A 17,304-nucleotide genomic window follows, 5' to 3' on the forward strand; every position below is an offset into this window, starting at 1 on the left:
GGCATTGTCGCGGGGAATTCGCCGCTCAGCCCGCCAGCCGCCACCACGCCCCGGCGGCCGCAGCGCCCGCCAGCGCGGCCAGCACGAGCAGCACCCGGGTGCGGACGCGCAGCCGGGCCACCGCATCGACGAGCCGCGCGTTGTGCTCGGCCAGCTGCTCCAGCAGCTGCGTGGACGAGCGCAGTTCCTCCTGCAGCTCCTGCACCGTCCGCTCCAGCGCGGCCAGCCGATCGGCCTGGCTCGCTCCCGAGCCGCCGAGTGCCTCGGAGGTCTCGCGTCGCTGGGTGCGCTCCCAGAGCTGACGTGCCCCGCGCACGAGCTTGGGCGTGGCCTCGATCACATCGGACCAGGGAATGAGCTTGAAGGCGGTGATCCAGTTGATCGGCATGGCAAGGCCCTTCCCCCGGCACCTCAGCGGCGCCGGATCAGCACCACCGCGAGCGTCACGATGGTCAGCGGCACGACGAACCCCATCATCAGCTGCGAGTAGGCCTCGAGCGCCTCGTGCTGCTGCGCCGCGAGGATCAGGTAGGCCGTGTAAGCGGCGTAATAGCCGACAAAGAGGCCTCCCTCCCAGCGCGCGATGCACCGCCCGGTGAGGAAGACGGGCAGGCAGGCCAGTTGCACGGCGGTCATGACCCAGAGGTCGAAGTTGAGCACCCCCGCGGGCACCGCGAGCCCCTGCGCGGTGAGCACGCCCGAGAGCCCGAGGCAGCCGAGGATGTTGAACAGGTTGCTGCCGATCACGTTGCCCACGGCGATGTCCCGCTCTCCCTTGAAGGTGGCCAGCAGCGAGGTGGCGACCTCCGGCATCGAGGTGCCTGCCGCGACGATGGTGAGGCCGATCACGACATCGCTCACCCCGAGCGAGCGCGCAAAGGCCACCGCCGCGGTCACCAGCCAGTCCGAGCCCAGCACGAGCAGCCCCAGCCCGCCGAACACCAGCAGCGCCTGCACGCTCCAATGGCGGTCCCACTGGCTGCGGGGCATCTCCTCGGCATAGTCGCTCGCGTCTTGGCCGCCCTTGCGCGCCTGCCACACCAGGAACCCGGTGTACGCCACCAGCAGCCCCAGCAGCAGCGCGGCCTCCAGCCGGGCGATGCGGCCGTCCCAGGACAGCGCCATCAGCACCAGCGCGGCGGCGATCATCAGCGGCACCTCCTGGCGGATGACCTGCGTGTGCACGACGAGCGGCGCGACCAGGGCCGACACACCGAGGATGAACAGCACGTTGAAGATGTTGCTGCCCACCACGTTGCCGATCGCCAACTCTCCCCGGCCCTCCAGCACGGCGCCGGCAGACACCGCGGCCTCCGGCGCGCTGGTGCCGAAGGCCACCACCGTCAGTCCGACGACGAGCGGCGAAATGCCGAACGACAACGCCAGCCGCGACGCGCCACGCACCAAGAGCTGCGCGCCGACGAGGAGGGCGGCCAGACCGAGGAGAAACATCAGCAGGTTCATGGCGAGGGATTGTCAGCGCGACAGCCGCGTCGTCTGCAACAAGGCCCTACGGGGGCGGGCCGATTCATGCCTTCGGGCCTGGCTCGGGATGCGGCCATGCGAGATCGCGCAGCGTGAGGTGACCCGCGTGGACGACGAGCACCTCGGCATGCGGATCACGCGAGCGCGTCCACTTGACGCTGAGGTCGGCCGAGACGGCGCCGCACCGCCAGGCCCGCCCGTCGAGCCGCCCCCGCGCCTGCGAGGCGCGCAGCTCGTGCAGACGCAGCAGCAGCTTGTGGCTCACGACCGCGGCCGACACCACCACCTTGTTGCTGCCCTGCTCGTGGCCCTCCAGCACCAGGTGGAGGTCGGCCGAACCGAGAGCGCCGTCGCCGAGCTGGAGCTCGCCGTTGAGTCGCGTGCGATCGAGCGTCGCGGCGAGCCGCCGGTGAGCGGGCCGACCGGGCAGCGCGCCCGCGCCCAGCAGCCCGCCCGCCAGCACCCCGTGGACGAACTGCCGTACGTCCAGCCGCCCCCGTGAGCCGCGGCGTCCGCCCCCGTCGCGCTGCTCGTAGGTCGCGCCCGGCATCTCGCCCTCGGTCCACAGGTACAGGTACTGTCGGCCGCCGTGGCGGGCGTCCACGTACAAGCCGCCCCGGCTCAGGCCCATCGACGAATCGGGCCCGATGTGGGCCACCGTCACCTGGTCGAAATCCACCGCGCCGTGCGCCACCGGCACGCGCACCTCGGCATCGACCTTCCACAGCGCGTCGGTGATGAAGGCGTGCACGAAACCGTGCAAGCCGCCGAGCGCGTCGAGATGCCAAGCCCCCGGGGCGGCCGCGCGCGCCCATCCCGCGGCATGCGCCAGCGGGGCCCGCAACTCCATCTCGACGCCCTGGCAATCCACCTCGCCGACGGTGAGCGACTCGAAGGGCAGCGCGGCCCCGGCGTGCCCGGCCGGCCGCGCCGCGAGGCCGCGAAGGCACACACGGGCAGCGGCGATGCGGCACCCCTCGGCCTGCCATGACCAGCCGTGGAGTTGCAGACGTTCGAGCTGCACCGACGCAGCAGGGGCCGAAGTCCGGGTGGGCTTGCGCATGGCGACCCACTGTGCCACAGGCCCCCCCGGCCGCGGTGCTTCAGCCCGTTACGTGAGACGGCCCGGGCCTCATGTCTTTGCCCCCGGGGCGGTAGGTCGACATCAGGCGGCCATAGACCTCGGCGGTGCGCTCGTGCACCCGCTCCTCGTCGAGAAAGCGGAAGTCGTGCATGTGGCCGAACATCAGCGCGTTGATGGCGAAGGCCACTTCGACGGCGTCCGTGTCCGGCCGCAGATGCCCCTCTTCGACCGCCTCGCGCACGGCGCGCTCGATCACTTGGCGCCAGCCGCTCACGCCCTGCTGCAAGCGCCCGCGCCAGGGTGAGTCCTGGGCGCGCACCTCGAAGGCGCTGAAGGCGTAGAGGGCGCCGTTGATCGCGTCGCGCCGCTGTCCCACCGCCAGCCAGCGCCGCACGATCGCATCCAAGCGCGGCATCCCGCGGGGCTCGGCCAGCGCCGGCTGGAACACCTCGGCCATGAAGCGGCGGTCGTATTCGTCCAGCACGAGTCCGATCAGTGCCGCCTGGGAGCCGGTGCGCACGAACGCCCCGCTCTTGCTGATGCCCAGGCGCCGGGCGACCTCGCCGAACGACACGGCCTGCAGCCCGCCCTCGATGGCCAGCTGCAGCGCCGTCTCGACCACCGCCGCGAGCGTCTGTTCGCTGCGGGCAGCACGCGGATCGCGCCGTGCGGCCTCGCCGCCGTCCTCCGGCGGCGGTACGTCGTCCGGCGCGGTCGAAGTCACCCCGCTTCTCCCACCACGTGGGTCGGCACCCGCCGCGCCAGCGCGCACATGAGTTCGTAGCCGACGGTGCCCGCCGCACGGGCCACGTCGTCGATGGGCAACACGGCCCCCTGCGGGCCGCGCCCCCACAGCGTCACCTCGCTGCCCACGCCCGCCTGGGGCGTCGGCGTGAGGTCCACCGTCAGCATGTCCATCGACACCCGGCCCACGAGGCGGGTGCGCGTGCCGTCGACGAGCACGGGCGTGCCGGTGCCGGCGTGACGGGGGTAGCCGTCGGCATAGCCGCAGGCCACCACGCCGATGCGCATCGGGGCCTCGGCACGGAAGGTGCTGCCGTAGCCCACCGTGTCGCCGGGCTGCAGCTGCTGCACGGCGATCAGGCGCGCGCGCAGGGTCATCGCGGGCTGCAGGCTCCAATCCGCCGCGCCGTGCTCGGGATGGTCGGGCGAGGAGCCGTAGACGGCGATTCCGGGCCGCACCCAGTCGCCCCGCACGTCGGCGCGGCTGCCGTGGCGCAGCGTGGCCGCGCTGTTGGCCAGGCTGCGCTCGCCGGGCAACCCCTCGGTGGCCTGCCGGAACACGGCCAACTGGTGCTCGATGCCCCGCTCGCCGTCGGCGTCCGAGAAATGCGTCATCAGCGAGATCTCGTCCACCTGCGTGAGCCCGGACAGCCGCATCCACGCGGCCCGGAACGCAGCCGGCGGAAAGCCGAGCCGGTTCATGCCGCTGTTGAGCTTGAGGAACACACGGTGCGGCCAGGTGGTCTTGTGCGTGGCCAGCCAGTCGATCTGTTCTTCTCGGTGCACCACGTGCCAGAGGTTGAGCCGCGAGCACAGCTCCAGGTCGCGCGACTCGAAGCAGCCCTCGAGCAGCAGGATCGGCCCGCGCCACCCCAGCGCGCGCACGCGCTCGGCTTCGGCCAGGTCGAGCAGGGCGAAACCGTCGGCCGCCTGCAGCGCGGGATACGCGCGCTCGATGCCGTGGCCGTACGCATCCGCCTTGACCACGGCCCACACCTTCGCATCCGGCGCCGCCGCGCGCACGCGGCGCAGGTTGTGGGCCAGGGCGTCGAGGTGGATGAGGGCTTCGATCGGACGTGGCATGCGGCCCATTGTGCCAGCCGGTCGGCCGAACTTCTGACCAAGCGCGAGGCACCCGATCGCAGATCCTTCGCGTCGGCGCAGGGAGGCTGCGTGCTATAAAGCCGCTCGCGCCGTGCCGGCCTGCGCATCCGGCCGTCGCGCGCCAGAGGCGGCGCGCGGGCATGGCGACACGTCCATGAAGGCGCCGTGGCGACGCGGCCCCGGCGTTGGCCTTGCTCGGGCGGCGCGCGGGCTGCAAGAAGCCGCAAGATGGCAGTGACGGGATGAAAAAAGGCTTCTACACCATCATGGCGGCGCAGTTCTTCAGCTCGCTGGCCGACAACGCGCTGTTCGTCGCGGCGGTCGAGCTGTTGAAGACCTCGGGGGCGGCCGAATGGCAGCGCGCGGCGCTGGTGCCGATGTTCGCGCTCTTCTATGTGGTGCTGGCCCCGTTCGTGGGCGCTTTCGCCGACTTCATCCCCAAGGGCAAGGTGATGTTCATCTCCAACAGCATCAAGGTGGTGGGCTGCCTGATGATGCTGTTCGGCACGCACCCGCTCATGTCCTATGCCATCGTGGGCCTGGGCGCCGCGGCGTACTCGCCGGCAAAGTACGGCATCCTCACCGAGCTGTTGCCGCCTTCGCAGCTCGTCAAGGCCAACGGCTGGATCGAGGGGCTCACGATCGCCTCCATCATCCTGGGCGTGCTGCTCGGCGGCCAGCTCGTCGGCCCGCACGTCGCGCCGCACCTGCTCGCCTTGGACATGCCCGGCGTGTCGACGGGCATCGACAGCGCCCCGGAGGCGGCCATCGCCTCGATCATCTTGTTGTATGTGGCCGCGGCGCTGTTCAACTTGTACATCCCGCGCACCGACGCCCCGCTGCAACCGCTGCCCGGCACGCTGATGGAGATGGTGCGCGACTTCCGCACCTGCAACCGGCGGCTGTGGCGCGACAAGCTCGGGCAGATCTCGCTGGCCACGACCACGCTGTTCTGGGGCGTGTCGGGCAACCTGCGCTACATCGTGTTGGCATGGTCGGCCGCGGCGCTCGGCTACAGCACGACGCAGGCGTCCTCCCTGGTGGGCGTGGTGGCGGTGGGCACGGCGGTCGGAGCGGTCATCGCCTCGGTGTGGATGCGGCTGGACCAGGCGACGAAGGTCATCCCGCTCGGCATCGCGATGGGCGTGCTCGTGATCGGGATGAACTTCATCACCAACGTCTGGGTGGCGGCCCCCTTTCTCGTGCTGCTCGGCGGCCTGGGCGGCTACCTCGTGGTGCCGATGAACGCACTGTTGCAGCACCGCGGCCACAACCTGATGGGCGCGGGCCGCTCGATCGCGGTGCAGAACTTCAACGAACAGGCCTGCATCCTGGGGCTGGGAGCCTTCTACACCGTCCTCACCAAGCTGGGGGTATCGGCTTTCGGCGCCATCACCATGTTCGGTTTGGTGGTCGCCGGCACCATGTGGCTGATCAAGCGGTGGCACGCCCGCAACGTCGTTCGCCACCGCGAGGAGGTCGAGCAGCTGCTGGCGCTGGCGCGCAGCGATCCGCACTGACCGTGCGGCGGCCACCATGAAGTCCGGCACCGTCTCCGCCTGGCCCGTCGCCACGTTGCTGCTCAACGCCCTCGTCTGGGGCGTGTCGTGGTGGCCGCTCAGAGAACTGGCGACGCGCGGCTTGCATCCGCTGTGGACGATGGTGGTGGTCTTCACGCTGTCGGCGAGCGTGATCGTCGCCTGGCGTCCGTCGTCGCTGCGGCAGTTGCGCGAGCAACCGGTGTTGTGGGTGCTGGCCGCGGCCTCGGGGGTCACCAACGCCGCGTTCAACTGGGCCGTCAGCATCGGCGAGGTGACGCGTGTGGTGCTGCTGTTCTATCTGATGCCGCTGTGGACGGTGCTGCTGGCGCGCGTGCTGCTGCACGAGCCCCTGACGCGCCGCTCGGCGACGCGGGTGGCGCTCGCGCTCACCGGCGCGGCCATCGTGCTGTGGCCGCCCCAAGGCGGCTGGCCTTGGCCGCGCAGCCTGGCGGACTGGCTCGCCGTGCTGGGCGGCTTCGCGTTCGCCTTCAACAGCGTGATGGTGCGCCGCGTGGCGCACCGCACGCGCGAGGAAGGCCGGGCAGCGGCCATGCTGATCGGCTGCATTGCCGTGGCCGGCGTGATGGCGGCCGTGCTGACGCTGCAGTCGCGCGTCGATTGGCCGCCTGCGCCCGCGTGGGGCTGGGTGACCATCGCCGCCGGCCTCGCCCTGGCCTTCGTCTGCTCCAACCTGGCCTATCAGTTCGGGGCGTCTCGCCTGCCGGCCAATGTCACGGCCGTGGTGATGCTGACCGAAGTGGTGTTCGCGTCGGCGTCCTCGATGTGGATCGGCGGCGAGCGGTCGACGGCCCCGACGCTGGTCGGCGGCGCGCTCATCATCGCCGCTGCATTACTGGCGGCGTGGCCCGCGCGGCGTCCGGCTTGAGCGGCGTCATATCTTTACCCCCGGGGCGTGCGCCCCACCGCCCGCGGGGGTCACGGCCCGGCTCCGGGCGGCCGAGCGCCGGGCCTTATGTCTTTGCCCCCGGGGCCGTCAGGCGCCGCAGCTCCGCCAGGAGGCGGGCGTCGTCGTAGGGCTTGGTCAGGAACACGTCCACCCCCGCCGCTTCGGCGCTGCGCTGGTGCTTCGCGGTCGCGCGCGAGGTGAGCATCATCACCGGGACGCCCTTCCACAGCCGCGATTCGCGCAGCCGCCGCGTCAGCTCCAGCCCGTTGAGGTTGGGCATCTCCAGGTCGGTGATCACCACGTCCACCTTGTATCGCAGCAAGGCATCGAGCGCATCGAAGCCGTCGCGCGCCGTCGTCACGTCGAAGCCGGCATCCTGCAGCAACTGCGCCAGCGTCTGCCTCACCGAGATCGCGTCGTCGACCACCAGCGCATGCTTGCGCGGCGCTTGCAGCCGGCGTCGCAGCACGCGGCCGGCTTGGCGACGCACCGGCGTGGCCGCGGCCTGCTCCAACGCCTCGAGGTCGAGCAGGAACAGCACCCGGCCGTCGGGGCGCAAGGCCGCGCCCGCCACGCCGCGCACCCGGCGCAGCAGCCGTCCGATGTCTTGCAGGATGAGGTCGCGCGAGTCGACGATGCGGTCCACCTCGAGCGCGACCTCGCCACTCGCCGCGCGCGCGAGCACCACCGGCTTGGCCGCGCCGCCGGCGTCGGTGCCGCCCAGCCCCAGCCAGCCGCCCAGCTTCTGGTAACGCCACTCGCGCCCGGCGTAGCGGAACACCGGCCCCACCGAGCCCATGCCCACCTGCCCTTGCCCCGCCGCCAGAGCGAGCACCACGCCGTCGGAGGGCAGCGCGTAGGTTTGGTCCTCGACCTGCACCAGCAGCGCATGCTGCACGCCGGTGGTCGCCGGCACGTGGAGCGCGATCCGGGTGCCGCGGCCCGGCTCGGTGTCGATCTCGATGCGGCCCTTCATCGCGCGCAGGCGGTCGGCCACCACGTCCATGCCGACGCCGCGCCCGGACACCTCGGTGACTTGGCTGCGGGTGGAAAAGCCCGGCAGCAGGATCAGGCGGGCGAGCTCGCTGGGCGTGACGGCCGCCTCGCGCTGCAAGAGACCGAGCTCGACGGCGCGTGCGTGGATGGCGGCGAGGTCGAGGCCGCGGCCATCGTCCTCGCAGCGCACGACGACGCGCTGGCTGTCGCGCTCGACACGCAGCATGACGATCCCTTCGGCGGGCTTGCCCGCGCGCTGCCGCTCCTGCGGCGGCTCGATGCCGTGGTCGACCGCATTGCGCAGCAGGTGCAGCAAGGGCTCCGTCAGCCGGCCGAGCACGTCGGCGTCGACCATGGCCTGCTCGCCCTGCACCTCCAGGCGCACCTGCTTGCCGGTGGCCGCGGCCGTCTGGGCGACGTTGCGGCGCAGACGCGCGACGATCTGGCGCACGGGCACCAGCCGCGCGCCGATCAGCTCGCGGTGCTGCTCGACGAGCTCCAGCCCCTGCTGGCGCACCGTCTGCAAAGCCGCCTGGGCTTCCTGGCGCGCCGCGCTCGCGTGGGCCGCCTCGTCGGCCGCCGTCTCGCAGGCGAACCGCAGGACGGTCTGCAGCTCGTTGTAGCGGTCCAGCTCCAGCGCATCGAAGGCCCGGTCCTCGTCGGCGCCGGCCTGCAGCGCGACGCTGTGACCGCCGAGCCCGATCTCGAGGTCGCGCAAGCGGTTCTGCAACTGGCGGTTGCCAGCCTCGAGTTGCATCAGGCGGTCCTCGATGGTGCGCAACTGCTCTTCCAGCCGGCCGTGGTGCACCAGCCCCTGGCCGGCCCGGCGCACCAGGGCGTCGAGCGTGGCGACGCCGATGCGCAGGCTCGTGCCGACGGCGGGGGCCGGGCCTCGGGCCGGCGAGGGCTGGGGCGCCGCTCGGAGGGGCGGGCCGGTTTCCGGCGGCTCGTCCAGCGCGGCCGGCAGAGTGTCGGCGCCCCACGCATCGAGCCGTCCCTCGTGCGCCGCGCGGGCCCAGCGGCCCAGGCGCTCCAACCATTCGAGCGCGTCGTCGGGGGGCGACTCCTCGCCGCGCAGCGCGTAGACCATCCGGTCCAGGCAGGCGACGGCCTGCTCGAGGTCGTCGGCCAGCGGGCGCGGAATGCAGCCGCGGCGTTCGACGACGTGATCAAGCACGTCCTCGAGGCGGTGGGCCAGGCGGGCCACCCCGCGGATGCCGATGATGTGGCCGCTGCCTTTGAAGGTGTGCGCCACACGACGCGCCTCCTGCAGCGCCGCCAGGCTCACGTCGCCTTGGGCCAGTTGCCGCACGGCCTGCGCGAGCACCTCGAGCTGGCTCGGGGCATCGTCGAGGAAAACCTCGAAGAGCGGCGGGTCCACGTCCGGGGGCACTTCCAGCGAGACGTCCTCGTCTTGCAAGTCCAGCGCGGCGGTGTCGCTGCCGCGAGACTCGGCGGACGGGTGTTCGACCGGCACGGCCGGGGGGCGGCACAGCAGAAGGGCCAACTCGTCGAGCTGCTCGAGCGTGGGGGACGCCGGTGCGACCCGCAGGAAGTCCACGACCTGCCGCACCGCCCGCTCGTCGCCCGGAGCGTCGAGATAGGCGGCCACCGGCGGTTGCCAGCTCACCAGCCAGGCCAGGCCCTCCTGCAGTTCCGCGCCGTCCATGCCCGCGTAGACCTGCGCGCTGTCGCGCAGCAGCTCGAGCACGATCGCCAACCCTTCCAGCGAGACGAGACGGCACGCCTGGGCCAGCCGCCCGTACAGCTCGGCCGCCTGGGCCGCGTGGCGCGCATCACCCTCGCCCGCATGGCCGAGCCACTGCATCAGCGCCGCATCCACCTCCGGTGCGGCGAGGGCGAACTCCTCCTGCAGCACGCGCAGCAGTTCATCGACCTGCACGGCTCACTCCTCGGCGTGCCGCGGCTCGACGCCCGGCAGGCGGAACTGACCGACCGACTCCGACAGCCGGCGTGCGTAGTCGACCAGCGTCGCGGTGAACTCGGTCTGTTGCTCGATGGCCAGGATGGTGTGCACCGATCCGCGATCGAGTTGATCGACCGACAAGCGCAACTGCTGCGCGAGCGTCGCCTGCTGCTCGGAGAAGTCGGCGATCTGGCGGACGAGGCCGACGAGCTGCGCCGTCGTCTCGCGCGTGGCCGCCATGCGCTCGCCCGCCTGCTGCGCCTGGGCGGACTGCTGCACCACCTGCGAGATCAGGCGGTTGACGGTGAGCAAGGTGTCGCCCGTTTCGACCTGGATGCTCTGCACCAGCTGCGCGATCTGGGCCGTGGCCTGGCGCGCCGATTCGGACAGGCGCTGCACCTCCTGCGCCACGGTGGCGAAGCCGCGCCCGGCCTCGCCCGCGGCGGCCGCCTGCATCGAGGCGTTGAGCGCGAGCACGTTCGTGCGCTCGGAGATGGTGTTGATGAGGTTGACCACGCCGGGGATCTCCTGGCTGCGCTCGCCCAGGCGCTTGAAGCGCTTCTCCATCTCGGCGATGGATTCGCGCAGCGCGTCCATGCCGCGCACGGTGCCCTCCACCGCCACCAGCGCCGCCTCGGTCGCCGAGGAGGCCTGCTCGGCCGCATCGCGGCTGTTGTCCGACAGTGCCGCCACCTGCGCGAGCTGGTAGGTGGCCTGGTTGAGGTTGGACGCCATCGCCTGCAACGCGGCGCGCTCGGCCTGCGCGGTCTCGTCCACGCGCAAAGCCTGTTCGCCGACGAACTCGCACGCGCCTCGCACCTGTTCGGCGATCTGCTGCACCTCGGTCAGCGTCGCGCACATCTCGTCGCCCAGCTGGTTGATCGACGACGCCAGCGTGCCGATGATGTCCTCGGTCACCTCGGCCCGGGCGGTGAGGTCTTTGTTGGACAGCTGGAACACCGTCTGCAGCAGACCGATGACCGACTGGTTGAGCGCGTCGTTCTCGTGACGGGCCCGCTCCAGGTGCGCCAGCCGGCCGTCGAGCAGGCGGTCCACCGCGTGGCCGATCGCCCCGAGCTCGTCGCCAGGGGCCAGCCCCGTGCGGGCCTGGGCGTCGCCCTGCGCGACACGCTCCAGCGTCGACTGGATCGTCTCCGCCGGCTTCATCCAGCGCCGGATTCCCAAGGCCAACGCCGCGCCGCCCGTGACCATGCCGAGCAGCACGGCGACGGCGAGCGGCATGATCGAAGAGGCGGCCGCACGCGGCTGGGCAGCCGGCTCGGGAGCAAGGCGCAGCACGACCCAGTCCAGCCCGGGGGCCGCGAGGGCCGCATAGGCCGCGAGCCAGCGCCGTCCCCGGGCGTCTTCCAGCACCGCCGTGCCCGGCTGCTTCTGCAAGGCGGTGTGCACGGCCGGCTGCTCCAGCGCCACCAGCCCCACACCGCTGCGCCGGTGTGCCACGAGGGCCCGCACCTCCTGCGGCAATGCGGGAGCGGCCTCGGCCAGCCACTGCGCGGGCCGCGCGCGCAAGGCGGGCGGGTCGCTGCGCAGGCGCCCGTCCGGCCCGAGCAGCACGGTGTAGGCGGCGGGCAGCTCCGCCGGGGTCGGGCCGGATGCCGCCGTCCCGTCCCAGGGCGCCGCCAGCGTGTCGAGCGAGGCCACCAGCGTCTGGGGCGCGAAGCGGGCGGCCAGCACCCCCACCTGGGCATCGCCGTCGTACACCGGCACTGCGACGAACATCGCCAGGCGCTGCCCGGCGGGCAGGTAGGGCCGCGCATCGCTCAGCGCGACGTCCTGCGGGCCCTGGGCGCGCCGGACCTTGCCGACGACTTCGGCCAGCGCCGACGAGGCGGCCACGCCCGAGGCGAGGTCGGTGGCGAAGTCTAGGTCCTTCGCCACGCTGTAGAGAACGGTGTCGGTGGCGGTGTCCACCAGCAGCAGATCGTCCAGGCCGAAATGGTCGCGCGTGGCCTTGAACCCCCGATGGAATACGGCGTGCACCTGCGCATAGGGGCTGGGCGTATCCGGCACGGTCATGCGGTCGCGCTCGCCCCAGGGATGCACGTTGCGCACCAGGAACGCCTGCTGGAGCTGCGCGCCGACGAGACTGCGCCGACCGATCTGCGGCGCGAGGTCGGGCGGTTCGTCGAGCTGCTGCCTGCGCCACTGCGCCGCGAACTGCTGCACGATCCACGCCAGCATCTCGTCGCGCAAGGCCGCCGGGCCGCCCGCCAGCGAGGCGTCCTTCTCCAGCCGCTCGTGCTCCGCGGCCCATGCCGCCTTGAACTGCTGCAAGGCGTCCACCGTGCCGCGCTGCGCGGCGAGCACCCTCAGGGCCGCTTGACGGTGCTCCAGCTCGGCCACAATCTGGGCCGCCTGCCGCGCACGCTCGGCCTCCAGCCGTTCGAGCCGGCCGGCGTCGCGCTCGGCCGACGCGCCGCCGTCCCAAGGACGCAAGACGATGACCGCCGCCAGCAGGGCCGCCAGCGCCCCCGCGCCCGCGCCGGCCATCAGCAGCTTCTGACGCAAGTTCATCCCCACCCTCTCCTCGTCATCCGCTCGTTCGTCGTCCGGCCGCGGCGAGCGCGCTCCCTTCAGGCCGCCTCCTCGGCAGGCCTCACGGCCGCCTCGTCATGCCAATGACAGATCGGCAGCCAGCGCATCCCCGAGCGCCTGGGGGTCGAGCAGGCTCCACACCCGGCCCTCGTCGTCCATGCAGACGCCCCGGGCGAACTCGGCCAAGGCGGGCGGCAGGGCCGCCGCGACCCCACCGGGTGCCGGCTCGACCACGCGCACAGCCAGCGGCCGGCCGGTGGACAGGATCGCGAACCTGTCCTCGCCCTCGCCGGCCAGCAACAGCCACGCCCCGTGCCCCGGCGCCCCGGCCGCCGCCTGCGCGTAGGCGGCAAGGTCGAACACCGGAACGATCTGTCCGCCGACGTTGGCCGCCCCCATCAGCCAGGGTGGCGCATGGGGCACCTCGCTCAGCTCGTACTGCTCCACGATACTGCGCGCCCACTCGAACGGGAACGCGAGCAACCACGGGCCGCAGCGCACGGCCTGCGCCCGGCGCGCGTTCTCGGGGGCGGACGACGGCTGTGCGCAGGGGGTGTCGGAAGGCGCCATGTCGGGGGTGTTCGTCGGCTCCCGCAGTGTAGGGCGCGGCCGCGTGCCCGGGAGGCGGATGCGCCCGGGCGCACCGGCCCGGCGCTACCCCTGCGGGGGCCGGGCAGCGGCGATGCCGCCCACCGTGGTGTCGAAGCTGCGCTGGAAGACCTCGTCGTGCTCGCCGATCACACGCACCAGCTCGTCCTCCACCAGCGGCTTCGTGAGGTAGGCGTCGCAGCCGGCCAGCGTGCCCCGGATCTTGTCGATGGTGCCGGCGCGGCTGGTGAGCATCACCACCACCGGGGGCTGCCGGCCCGGGCCCTGCACCCGGCGCTTGATGAGCTTGCACGTCTGGTAGCCGTCCATGCCGCGCATCATCACGTCGAGGAACACGAACCGGAACTCGCGCTCGTCGAGCATCTGCAGGGCCTCCTCGCCGCTTCTGGCCAGGTGGACCTGGAAGCCGAAGCGCCGCAGGCGCGACTGGATGAAGCGCAGGGCGATCTCGCTGTCGTCCACCACCAGGATGTGATCGAAGCGCGCATCCCCCTCCACCAGCACCGCGCTGGAGAAGAACCCTCGGTCGGCCCCGAAGTCCGAGTGAGGGTCGGGCTGCAACCGGCGCGTCGTGAGACCCGGCGGGGGCCCGCCCCACCGCGTGCGCCCCGCCGCCCGCGCCCAGGGCGCAGCCGGCGAGTCCGAGCCGGGCAGGCCGGAGTGTGCGGGGACGGTGTCGCCCGCCTCCCGCGCGCCCGAGGCGCCCGCGGCCTTCGCGGTGGCGGCCGGCGCCGACGGCGCCCTGCCCGCTGCGGCGGCGGAGGGGGGGCCGAGGGTCGCCGCCCGCGCCGCGGGCGCGGCCTCGGCGAGCGCCAGCTCGTCGAGCACGCGCAGCAAGTTCATCAGGTTGATGGGCCGAGGCAGGCGCGCGAGCCCCGGGCCGCCCGGCGTGCCGCCGATGACCAGAGCAACGCCCCACTTGCCCGCCGCGCGCACCGCCTCCACCGCCGAGGGGAGATCGGCGTCGACGATCGCGAAGTCGCACTCGGCAAGGCCCGGCACAGGGTCGTACGCCGGGGTGCGGCGCGCGGCCAGCCGGAAGAAGGACGCGAACGTGCTTCTTTCGAACGCACTGAACCCCTGCACCGCCACGCGATAACGCATTGCACCCCTCCTGCCCGAGCGCCCGTGCTCGCAGCCCGGCGGGCCACCGGGCGGGGCTGTGAGCGGATGCTCGGCGGCGCCCCCGCCACCGTCAAGCCCGTGCTTCGGGGGTTCGCGCGGCCTGCGCACGATCGCACTACCATGCGGGAATGACCAGCGCCTTCGACTTCGAGGCCCGCGACATCGCCGGCCAACCCGTCTCGCTCGGCACCTGGCGTGGCCGGGTGCTCCTCATCGTCAACACCGCCAGCCAATGCGGCTTCACGCCCCAATACGAGGGCCTGGAGCGGCTGTGGCAGAGCTACCGCGACCGGGGGCTCGTGGTGCTGGGCTTTCCGTGCAACCAGTTCGGCCGCCAGGAGCCGGGCGACGAGCCGCAGATCGCCTCGTTCTGCCAGCTCAACTACGGCGTCAGCTTCCCGATGATGAGCAAGGTCGAGGTCAACGGCCCCCAGGCCCACCCGCTGTACCGCTGGCTCACCGAGGAGGCCCCCGGCGTGCTCGGCACGCGCGCCATCAAATGGAACTTCACCAAGTTCCTGGTCGGGCGCGACGGCCGGGTGATCCGCCGCTATGCGCCGACCGACACGCCCGCCTCGCTGGCAGCCGACATCGAGCGCGCGCTGGGCGAGCCGGCGCCGGCCGACGCTCGATAATGGCCGCTTCCCCCGCAGGAGAGACCATGTTCCAGCATGTCGACGCCTACGCCGGCGACCCCATCCTCACGCTCAACGAAGAGTTCCAGAAGGACCCCCGCCCCCACAAGGTCAACCTGAGCATCGGCATCTACTTCGACGACGCCGGCCGGCTGCCCGTGATGAGCGCGGTGCGCGAGGCCGAGGCCTCGCTGCTGCGCGAGATCGGCCCGCGCCCCTACCAGCCGATGGAAGGCGCGGCCAACTACCGCCAGGCCGTGCAACACCTGCTGTTCGGCCGCGATCACGAAGCCGTCAAGAGCGGCCGCATCGCGACGCTGCAGACGCTCGGCGGCTCCGGCGGCCTCAAGGTGGGCGGCGACTTCCTCAAGCGCTACTTCCCGCAGTCGCAGGTGTGGGTGAGCGACCCGACCTGGGACAACCACCGCGCGATGTTCGAGGGCGCCGGCTTCCAGGTCAACACCTATCCGTACTACGACGCCGCCACCGGCGGGCTCAAGTTCGAGGCCATGTTCGCCACGCTGCAGGCCCTGCCGCCGCACAGCATCGTGCTGCTGCACGCCTGCTGCCACAACCCCACCGGCGTGGACCTGTCGCGCGAGCAGTGGGGCCGGCTGATCCCGCTGATCCGCGAGCGCCAGCTCCTGCCGTACGTGGACATCGCCTACCAGGGCTTCGGCGACGGCATCGAGGAAGACGCCTACGCCATCCGCGCGCTGGCCGACGCGGGCGTGAGCTTCTTCGTCGCGAACTCGTTCTCCAAGAGCTTCTCGCTCTATGGCGAGCGCTGCGGCGGCCTGAGCGTCGTGTGCCCCGACCGCGACCAAGCCGAGCGCGTGCTGGGCCAGCTCAAGGCCGCCGTGCGGCGCAACTATTCCAGCCCGCCCACCCACGGCGGCCAGATCGTCGCGCGTGTGCTGCAAACGCCCGCCCTGTACGAGCTGTGGGCCAGCGAGCTGGGCGCGATGCGCGAGCGCATCCAGGCCATGCGCCAGCGCCTGCACGCGGTGCTCTGCGCCAAGCTGCCCGGCCGCAACTTCGACTACTTCGTCCAGCAGCGCGGCATGTTCAGCTACACGGGCCTCACGCCCGCGCAGGTGGACCGGCTGCGCGAGGAGCACGCGGTGTACCTCGTGCGCTCGGGCCGCATGTGTGTGGCCGGCCTGAACCAGCACAACGTGGAGCCGGTGGCCGAGGCGATGGCGGCGGTGCTCGCCTGAAGGCCCGGCGCTCGGCCGCGCGGAGCCGCGCCCTGACCCCGCGGGGGGTGGAGCGCCAGCCCCGGGGGCCAAGATATCAGCGCGAGCGCCCCTCGTAAGCCGCCCCGCCGGCGCAGTGTGGTGTGCACGACCGCGGCGGGCCTTCGAGCCCCACAACGAAAAGGCCGGCGCATGCCGGCCTTTTTGCTGGCGCAGGGCCGATTACTTCTTGCCAGCCTTCTTGGCCGGTGCGGCCTTCTTGGCGGCCTTGGCCGGAGCCGGGGCCTTGGCGGCCTTGCGAGCGGCGGCCTTCGGGTCCACGGCCGCCTTGAACGCAGCGCCCGGCACGAACTTCGGCACCTTGGTGGCGGCGATCTTGATGGCCTTGCCTTCGCGCGGGTTGTAGCCGGTGCGTGCAGCACGGGCGACCTGCTTGAAGGTGCCGAAGCCGACCAGCTGGACAGCCTCGCCCTTCTTCACGGCACCGACGATGCTCTGGATCAGGGTGTCGAGGATGCGGCCGGCGGCGGCCTTGCTCAGGTCGTGCTCGGCGGCAAGCTTTTCGATCAGTTCAACGCGATTCATTCTCGAGACTTCTTTCTGATGCCTCCCGCGCACCTAGCGGACGCGGGGCCTGCGAATGCAAGGCGGCGCGAAGTGTACCCGCCAGTGGGCTGGCCGCGCGACGCGTGCACGCCACACACCGGCGCTCGCGCCGCGTACCATTGCGCCCATCGCATGGCCCGAAGTGCCGCGCCCGCACAAGGACGCCCGTGGACCGCATCGACCGCCGCCTGCTGCAACTGCTGCAGCGCCAGGGACGCAGCAGCGCCCAGGCGCTGTCCGAGCACGTCAACCTCACGCCCCGCGCGACGCTCAACCGCATCCGGCGCCTGGAAGAAGAGCGCGTGATCGAGGGCTACCGCGCCGTCATCAACCGCGATGCGCTGGGCGAGCACATCTCCGTCTTCGCCGAGATCGCGCTCAAGGATCAGCGCCAATCCACGGCACAGCGCTTCGAGCAGCGCATGCTGTCCACCCCCGAGGTGGTGGCCTGCTACCTGGTCAGCGGGCGCTACGACTACCTCGTGCGGCTGTGCTGCCGCGACATCACCCACTACCGGCACCTGACCAACGCCTGGCTCGACGACCCGACGCTGGGCATCGACAAGATCGTCACCAGCACCGAACTGCAGACGGTCAAGGAGTTCGCCGGCTTTCCGATCGGCTGGGGCGAGGACCGCGAGGGGTGAGCCCCGCGCCGCGCTCGCTTCCGTTTCGGAAGTGACCGCCCCCATCAACTGCCGAAGCAGCCGTCGGCCATAGCGCAAGTATTCCTCTCCGGCGCCGCCAGATTCCTAGACTTCTGATCTGGAATCGAAAGCCGTAGAG

Annotated in this window: 15 protein-coding genes; 5 read left to right on the forward strand and 10 right to left on the reverse strand. The window is 72.0% G+C overall.

Annotated elements, in window-relative coordinates:
* Positions 1 to 25: 25 nt before the first annotated feature.
* The 5 genes from OMP39_RS14210 to alr all read right to left on the reverse strand — a co-directional run bounded on the left by OMP39_RS14210 (position 26) and on the right by alr (position 4,396).
* Positions 26 to 388, reverse strand: coding sequence for a hypothetical protein (locus OMP39_RS14210; protein ID WP_264892444.1), 363 nt, complete (start codon positions 386 to 388; stop codon positions 26 to 28).
* Positions 389 to 411: 23 nt separating this feature from the next.
* Complete coding sequence (locus OMP39_RS14215; RefSeq protein WP_264892446.1) at positions 412 to 1,464, reverse strand: calcium/sodium antiporter; 1,053 nt, start codon at positions 1,462 to 1,464, stop codon at positions 412 to 414.
* 64 nt (positions 1,465 to 1,528) lie between these two features.
* Positions 1,529 to 2,548 (reverse strand): hypothetical protein, encoded by a 1,020-nt coding sequence (locus OMP39_RS14220; protein ID WP_264892447.1) that lies wholly within the window; start codon positions 2,546 to 2,548, stop codon positions 1,529 to 1,531.
* Between the two features lie 40 nt (positions 2,549 to 2,588).
* Positions 2,589 to 3,293, reverse strand: a complete 705-nt coding sequence (locus OMP39_RS14225; RefSeq protein WP_264892449.1) for a TetR/AcrR family transcriptional regulator — start codon at positions 3,291 to 3,293, stop codon at positions 2,589 to 2,591.
* Complete coding sequence (alr, locus tag OMP39_RS14230; RefSeq protein WP_264892451.1) at positions 3,290 to 4,396, reverse strand: alanine racemase; 1,107 nt, start codon at positions 4,394 to 4,396, stop codon at positions 3,290 to 3,292. Before alr ends, OMP39_RS14225 begins: the two co-directional genes overlap by 4 nt.
* A 263-nt stretch (positions 4,397 to 4,659) precedes the next feature.
* Between alr and lplT the strand changes: the two genes are divergently transcribed.
* Both lplT and OMP39_RS14240 read left to right on the forward strand, forming a co-directional pair.
* Positions 4,660 to 5,937, forward strand: coding sequence for a lysophospholipid transporter LplT (gene lplT, locus OMP39_RS14235; protein ID WP_264892452.1), 1,278 nt, complete (start codon positions 4,660 to 4,662; stop codon positions 5,935 to 5,937).
* Between the two features lie 16 nt (positions 5,938 to 5,953).
* Positions 5,954 to 6,844, forward strand: coding sequence for a DMT family transporter (locus OMP39_RS14240; RefSeq protein WP_264892453.1), 891 nt, complete (start codon positions 5,954 to 5,956; stop codon positions 6,842 to 6,844).
* Between the two features lie 85 nt (positions 6,845 to 6,929).
* Here the strand turns inward: OMP39_RS14240 and OMP39_RS14245 are convergent, their stop codons facing one another.
* The 4 genes from OMP39_RS14245 to OMP39_RS14260 form a co-directional block, all read right to left on the reverse strand.
* A complete protein-coding gene (locus OMP39_RS14245; protein WP_264892455.1) occupies positions 6,930 to 9,764 on the reverse strand; it encodes a hybrid sensor histidine kinase/response regulator in 2,835 nt (944 codons plus the stop codon).
* A gap of 3 nt (positions 9,765 to 9,767) precedes the next feature.
* Positions 9,768 to 12,323, reverse strand: a complete 2,556-nt coding sequence (locus OMP39_RS14250; RefSeq protein WP_264892456.1) for a methyl-accepting chemotaxis protein — start codon at positions 12,321 to 12,323, stop codon at positions 9,768 to 9,770.
* A gap of 96 nt (positions 12,324 to 12,419) precedes the next feature.
* The gene (locus OMP39_RS14255; RefSeq protein WP_264892458.1) at positions 12,420 to 12,914 is read right to left on the reverse strand and encodes a chemotaxis protein CheW; all 495 of its coding nucleotides are present in this window, start codon (positions 12,912 to 12,914) and stop codon (positions 12,420 to 12,422) included.
* 84 nt (positions 12,915 to 12,998) lie between these two features.
* Positions 12,999 to 14,057: a response regulator gene (locus OMP39_RS14260; protein ID WP_264892459.1), complete on the reverse strand. Its 1,059-nt coding sequence runs from the start codon at positions 14,055 to 14,057 to the stop codon at positions 12,999 to 13,001.
* Positions 14,058 to 14,206: 149 nt separating this feature from the next.
* Between OMP39_RS14260 and OMP39_RS14265 the strand changes: the two genes are divergently transcribed.
* A complete protein-coding gene (locus tag OMP39_RS14265) occupies positions 14,207 to 14,713 on the forward strand; it encodes a glutathione peroxidase (RefSeq protein ID WP_264892461.1) in 507 nt (168 codons plus the stop codon).
* Between the two features lie 26 nt (positions 14,714 to 14,739).
* Positions 14,740 to 15,933, forward strand: coding sequence for an amino acid aminotransferase (locus tag OMP39_RS14270; RefSeq protein ID WP_264892463.1), 1,194 nt, complete (start codon positions 14,740 to 14,742; stop codon positions 15,931 to 15,933).
* Between the two features lie 201 nt (positions 15,934 to 16,134).
* Here the strand turns inward: OMP39_RS14270 and OMP39_RS14275 are convergent, their stop codons facing one another.
* Positions 16,135 to 16,497, reverse strand: a complete 363-nt coding sequence (locus OMP39_RS14275; RefSeq protein ID WP_264892465.1) for an HU family DNA-binding protein — start codon at positions 16,495 to 16,497, stop codon at positions 16,135 to 16,137.
* Positions 16,498 to 16,685: 188 nt separating this feature from the next.
* Here OMP39_RS14275 and OMP39_RS14280 point away from each other — a divergent pair, with 188 nt between their 5' ends.
* Complete coding sequence (locus OMP39_RS14280) at positions 16,686 to 17,165, forward strand: Lrp/AsnC family transcriptional regulator (RefSeq protein WP_264892467.1); 480 nt, start codon at positions 16,686 to 16,688, stop codon at positions 17,163 to 17,165.
* The last annotated feature ends 139 nt before the right edge of the window (positions 17,166 to 17,304 follow it).

It is taken from the genome of Schlegelella aquatica (assembly GCF_026013905.1).
Lineage (GTDB): Bacteria > Pseudomonadota > Gammaproteobacteria > Burkholderiales > Burkholderiaceae_C > Caldimonas > Caldimonas aquatica.

What these genes read in the sequence shown, in the direction of transcription:
- OMP39_RS14265 (WP_264892461.1), top strand. Translation starts at nt 14,207, where the DNA reads ATGACCAGCGCCTTCGACTTCGAGGCCCGCGACATCGCCGGCCAACCC.
- OMP39_RS14275 (WP_264892465.1), bottom strand. Translation starts at nt 16,497, where the DNA reads ATGAATCGCGTTGAACTGATCGAAAAGCTTGCCGCCGAGCACGACCTG.
- OMP39_RS14255 (WP_264892458.1), bottom strand. Translation starts at nt 12,914, where the DNA reads ATGGCGCCTTCCGACACCCCCTGCGCACAGCCGTCGTCCGCCCCCGAG.
- OMP39_RS14220 (WP_264892447.1), bottom strand. Translation starts at nt 2,548, where the DNA reads ATGCGCAAGCCCACCCGGACTTCGGCCCCTGCTGCGTCGGTGCAGCTC.
- OMP39_RS14260 (WP_264892459.1), bottom strand. Translation starts at nt 14,057, where the DNA reads ATGCGTTATCGCGTGGCGGTGCAGGGGTTCAGTGCGTTCGAAAGAAGC.
- OMP39_RS14215 (WP_264892446.1), bottom strand. Translation starts at nt 1,464, where the DNA reads ATGAACCTGCTGATGTTTCTCCTCGGTCTGGCCGCCCTCCTCGTCGGC.
- lplT (WP_264892452.1), top strand. Translation starts at nt 4,660, where the DNA reads ATGAAAAAAGGCTTCTACACCATCATGGCGGCGCAGTTCTTCAGCTCG.
- alr (WP_264892451.1), bottom strand. Translation starts at nt 4,396, where the DNA reads ATGCCACGTCCGATCGAAGCCCTCATCCACCTCGACGCCCTGGCCCAC.
- OMP39_RS14210 (WP_264892444.1), bottom strand. Translation starts at nt 388, where the DNA reads ATGCCGATCAACTGGATCACCGCCTTCAAGCTCATTCCCTGGTCCGAT.
- OMP39_RS14250 (WP_264892456.1), bottom strand. Translation starts at nt 12,323, where the DNA reads ATGAACTTGCGTCAGAAGCTGCTGATGGCCGGCGCGGGCGCGGGGGCG.
- OMP39_RS14270 (WP_264892463.1), top strand. Translation starts at nt 14,740, where the DNA reads ATGTTCCAGCATGTCGACGCCTACGCCGGCGACCCCATCCTCACGCTC.
- OMP39_RS14240 (WP_264892453.1), top strand. Translation starts at nt 5,954, where the DNA reads ATGAAGTCCGGCACCGTCTCCGCCTGGCCCGTCGCCACGTTGCTGCTC.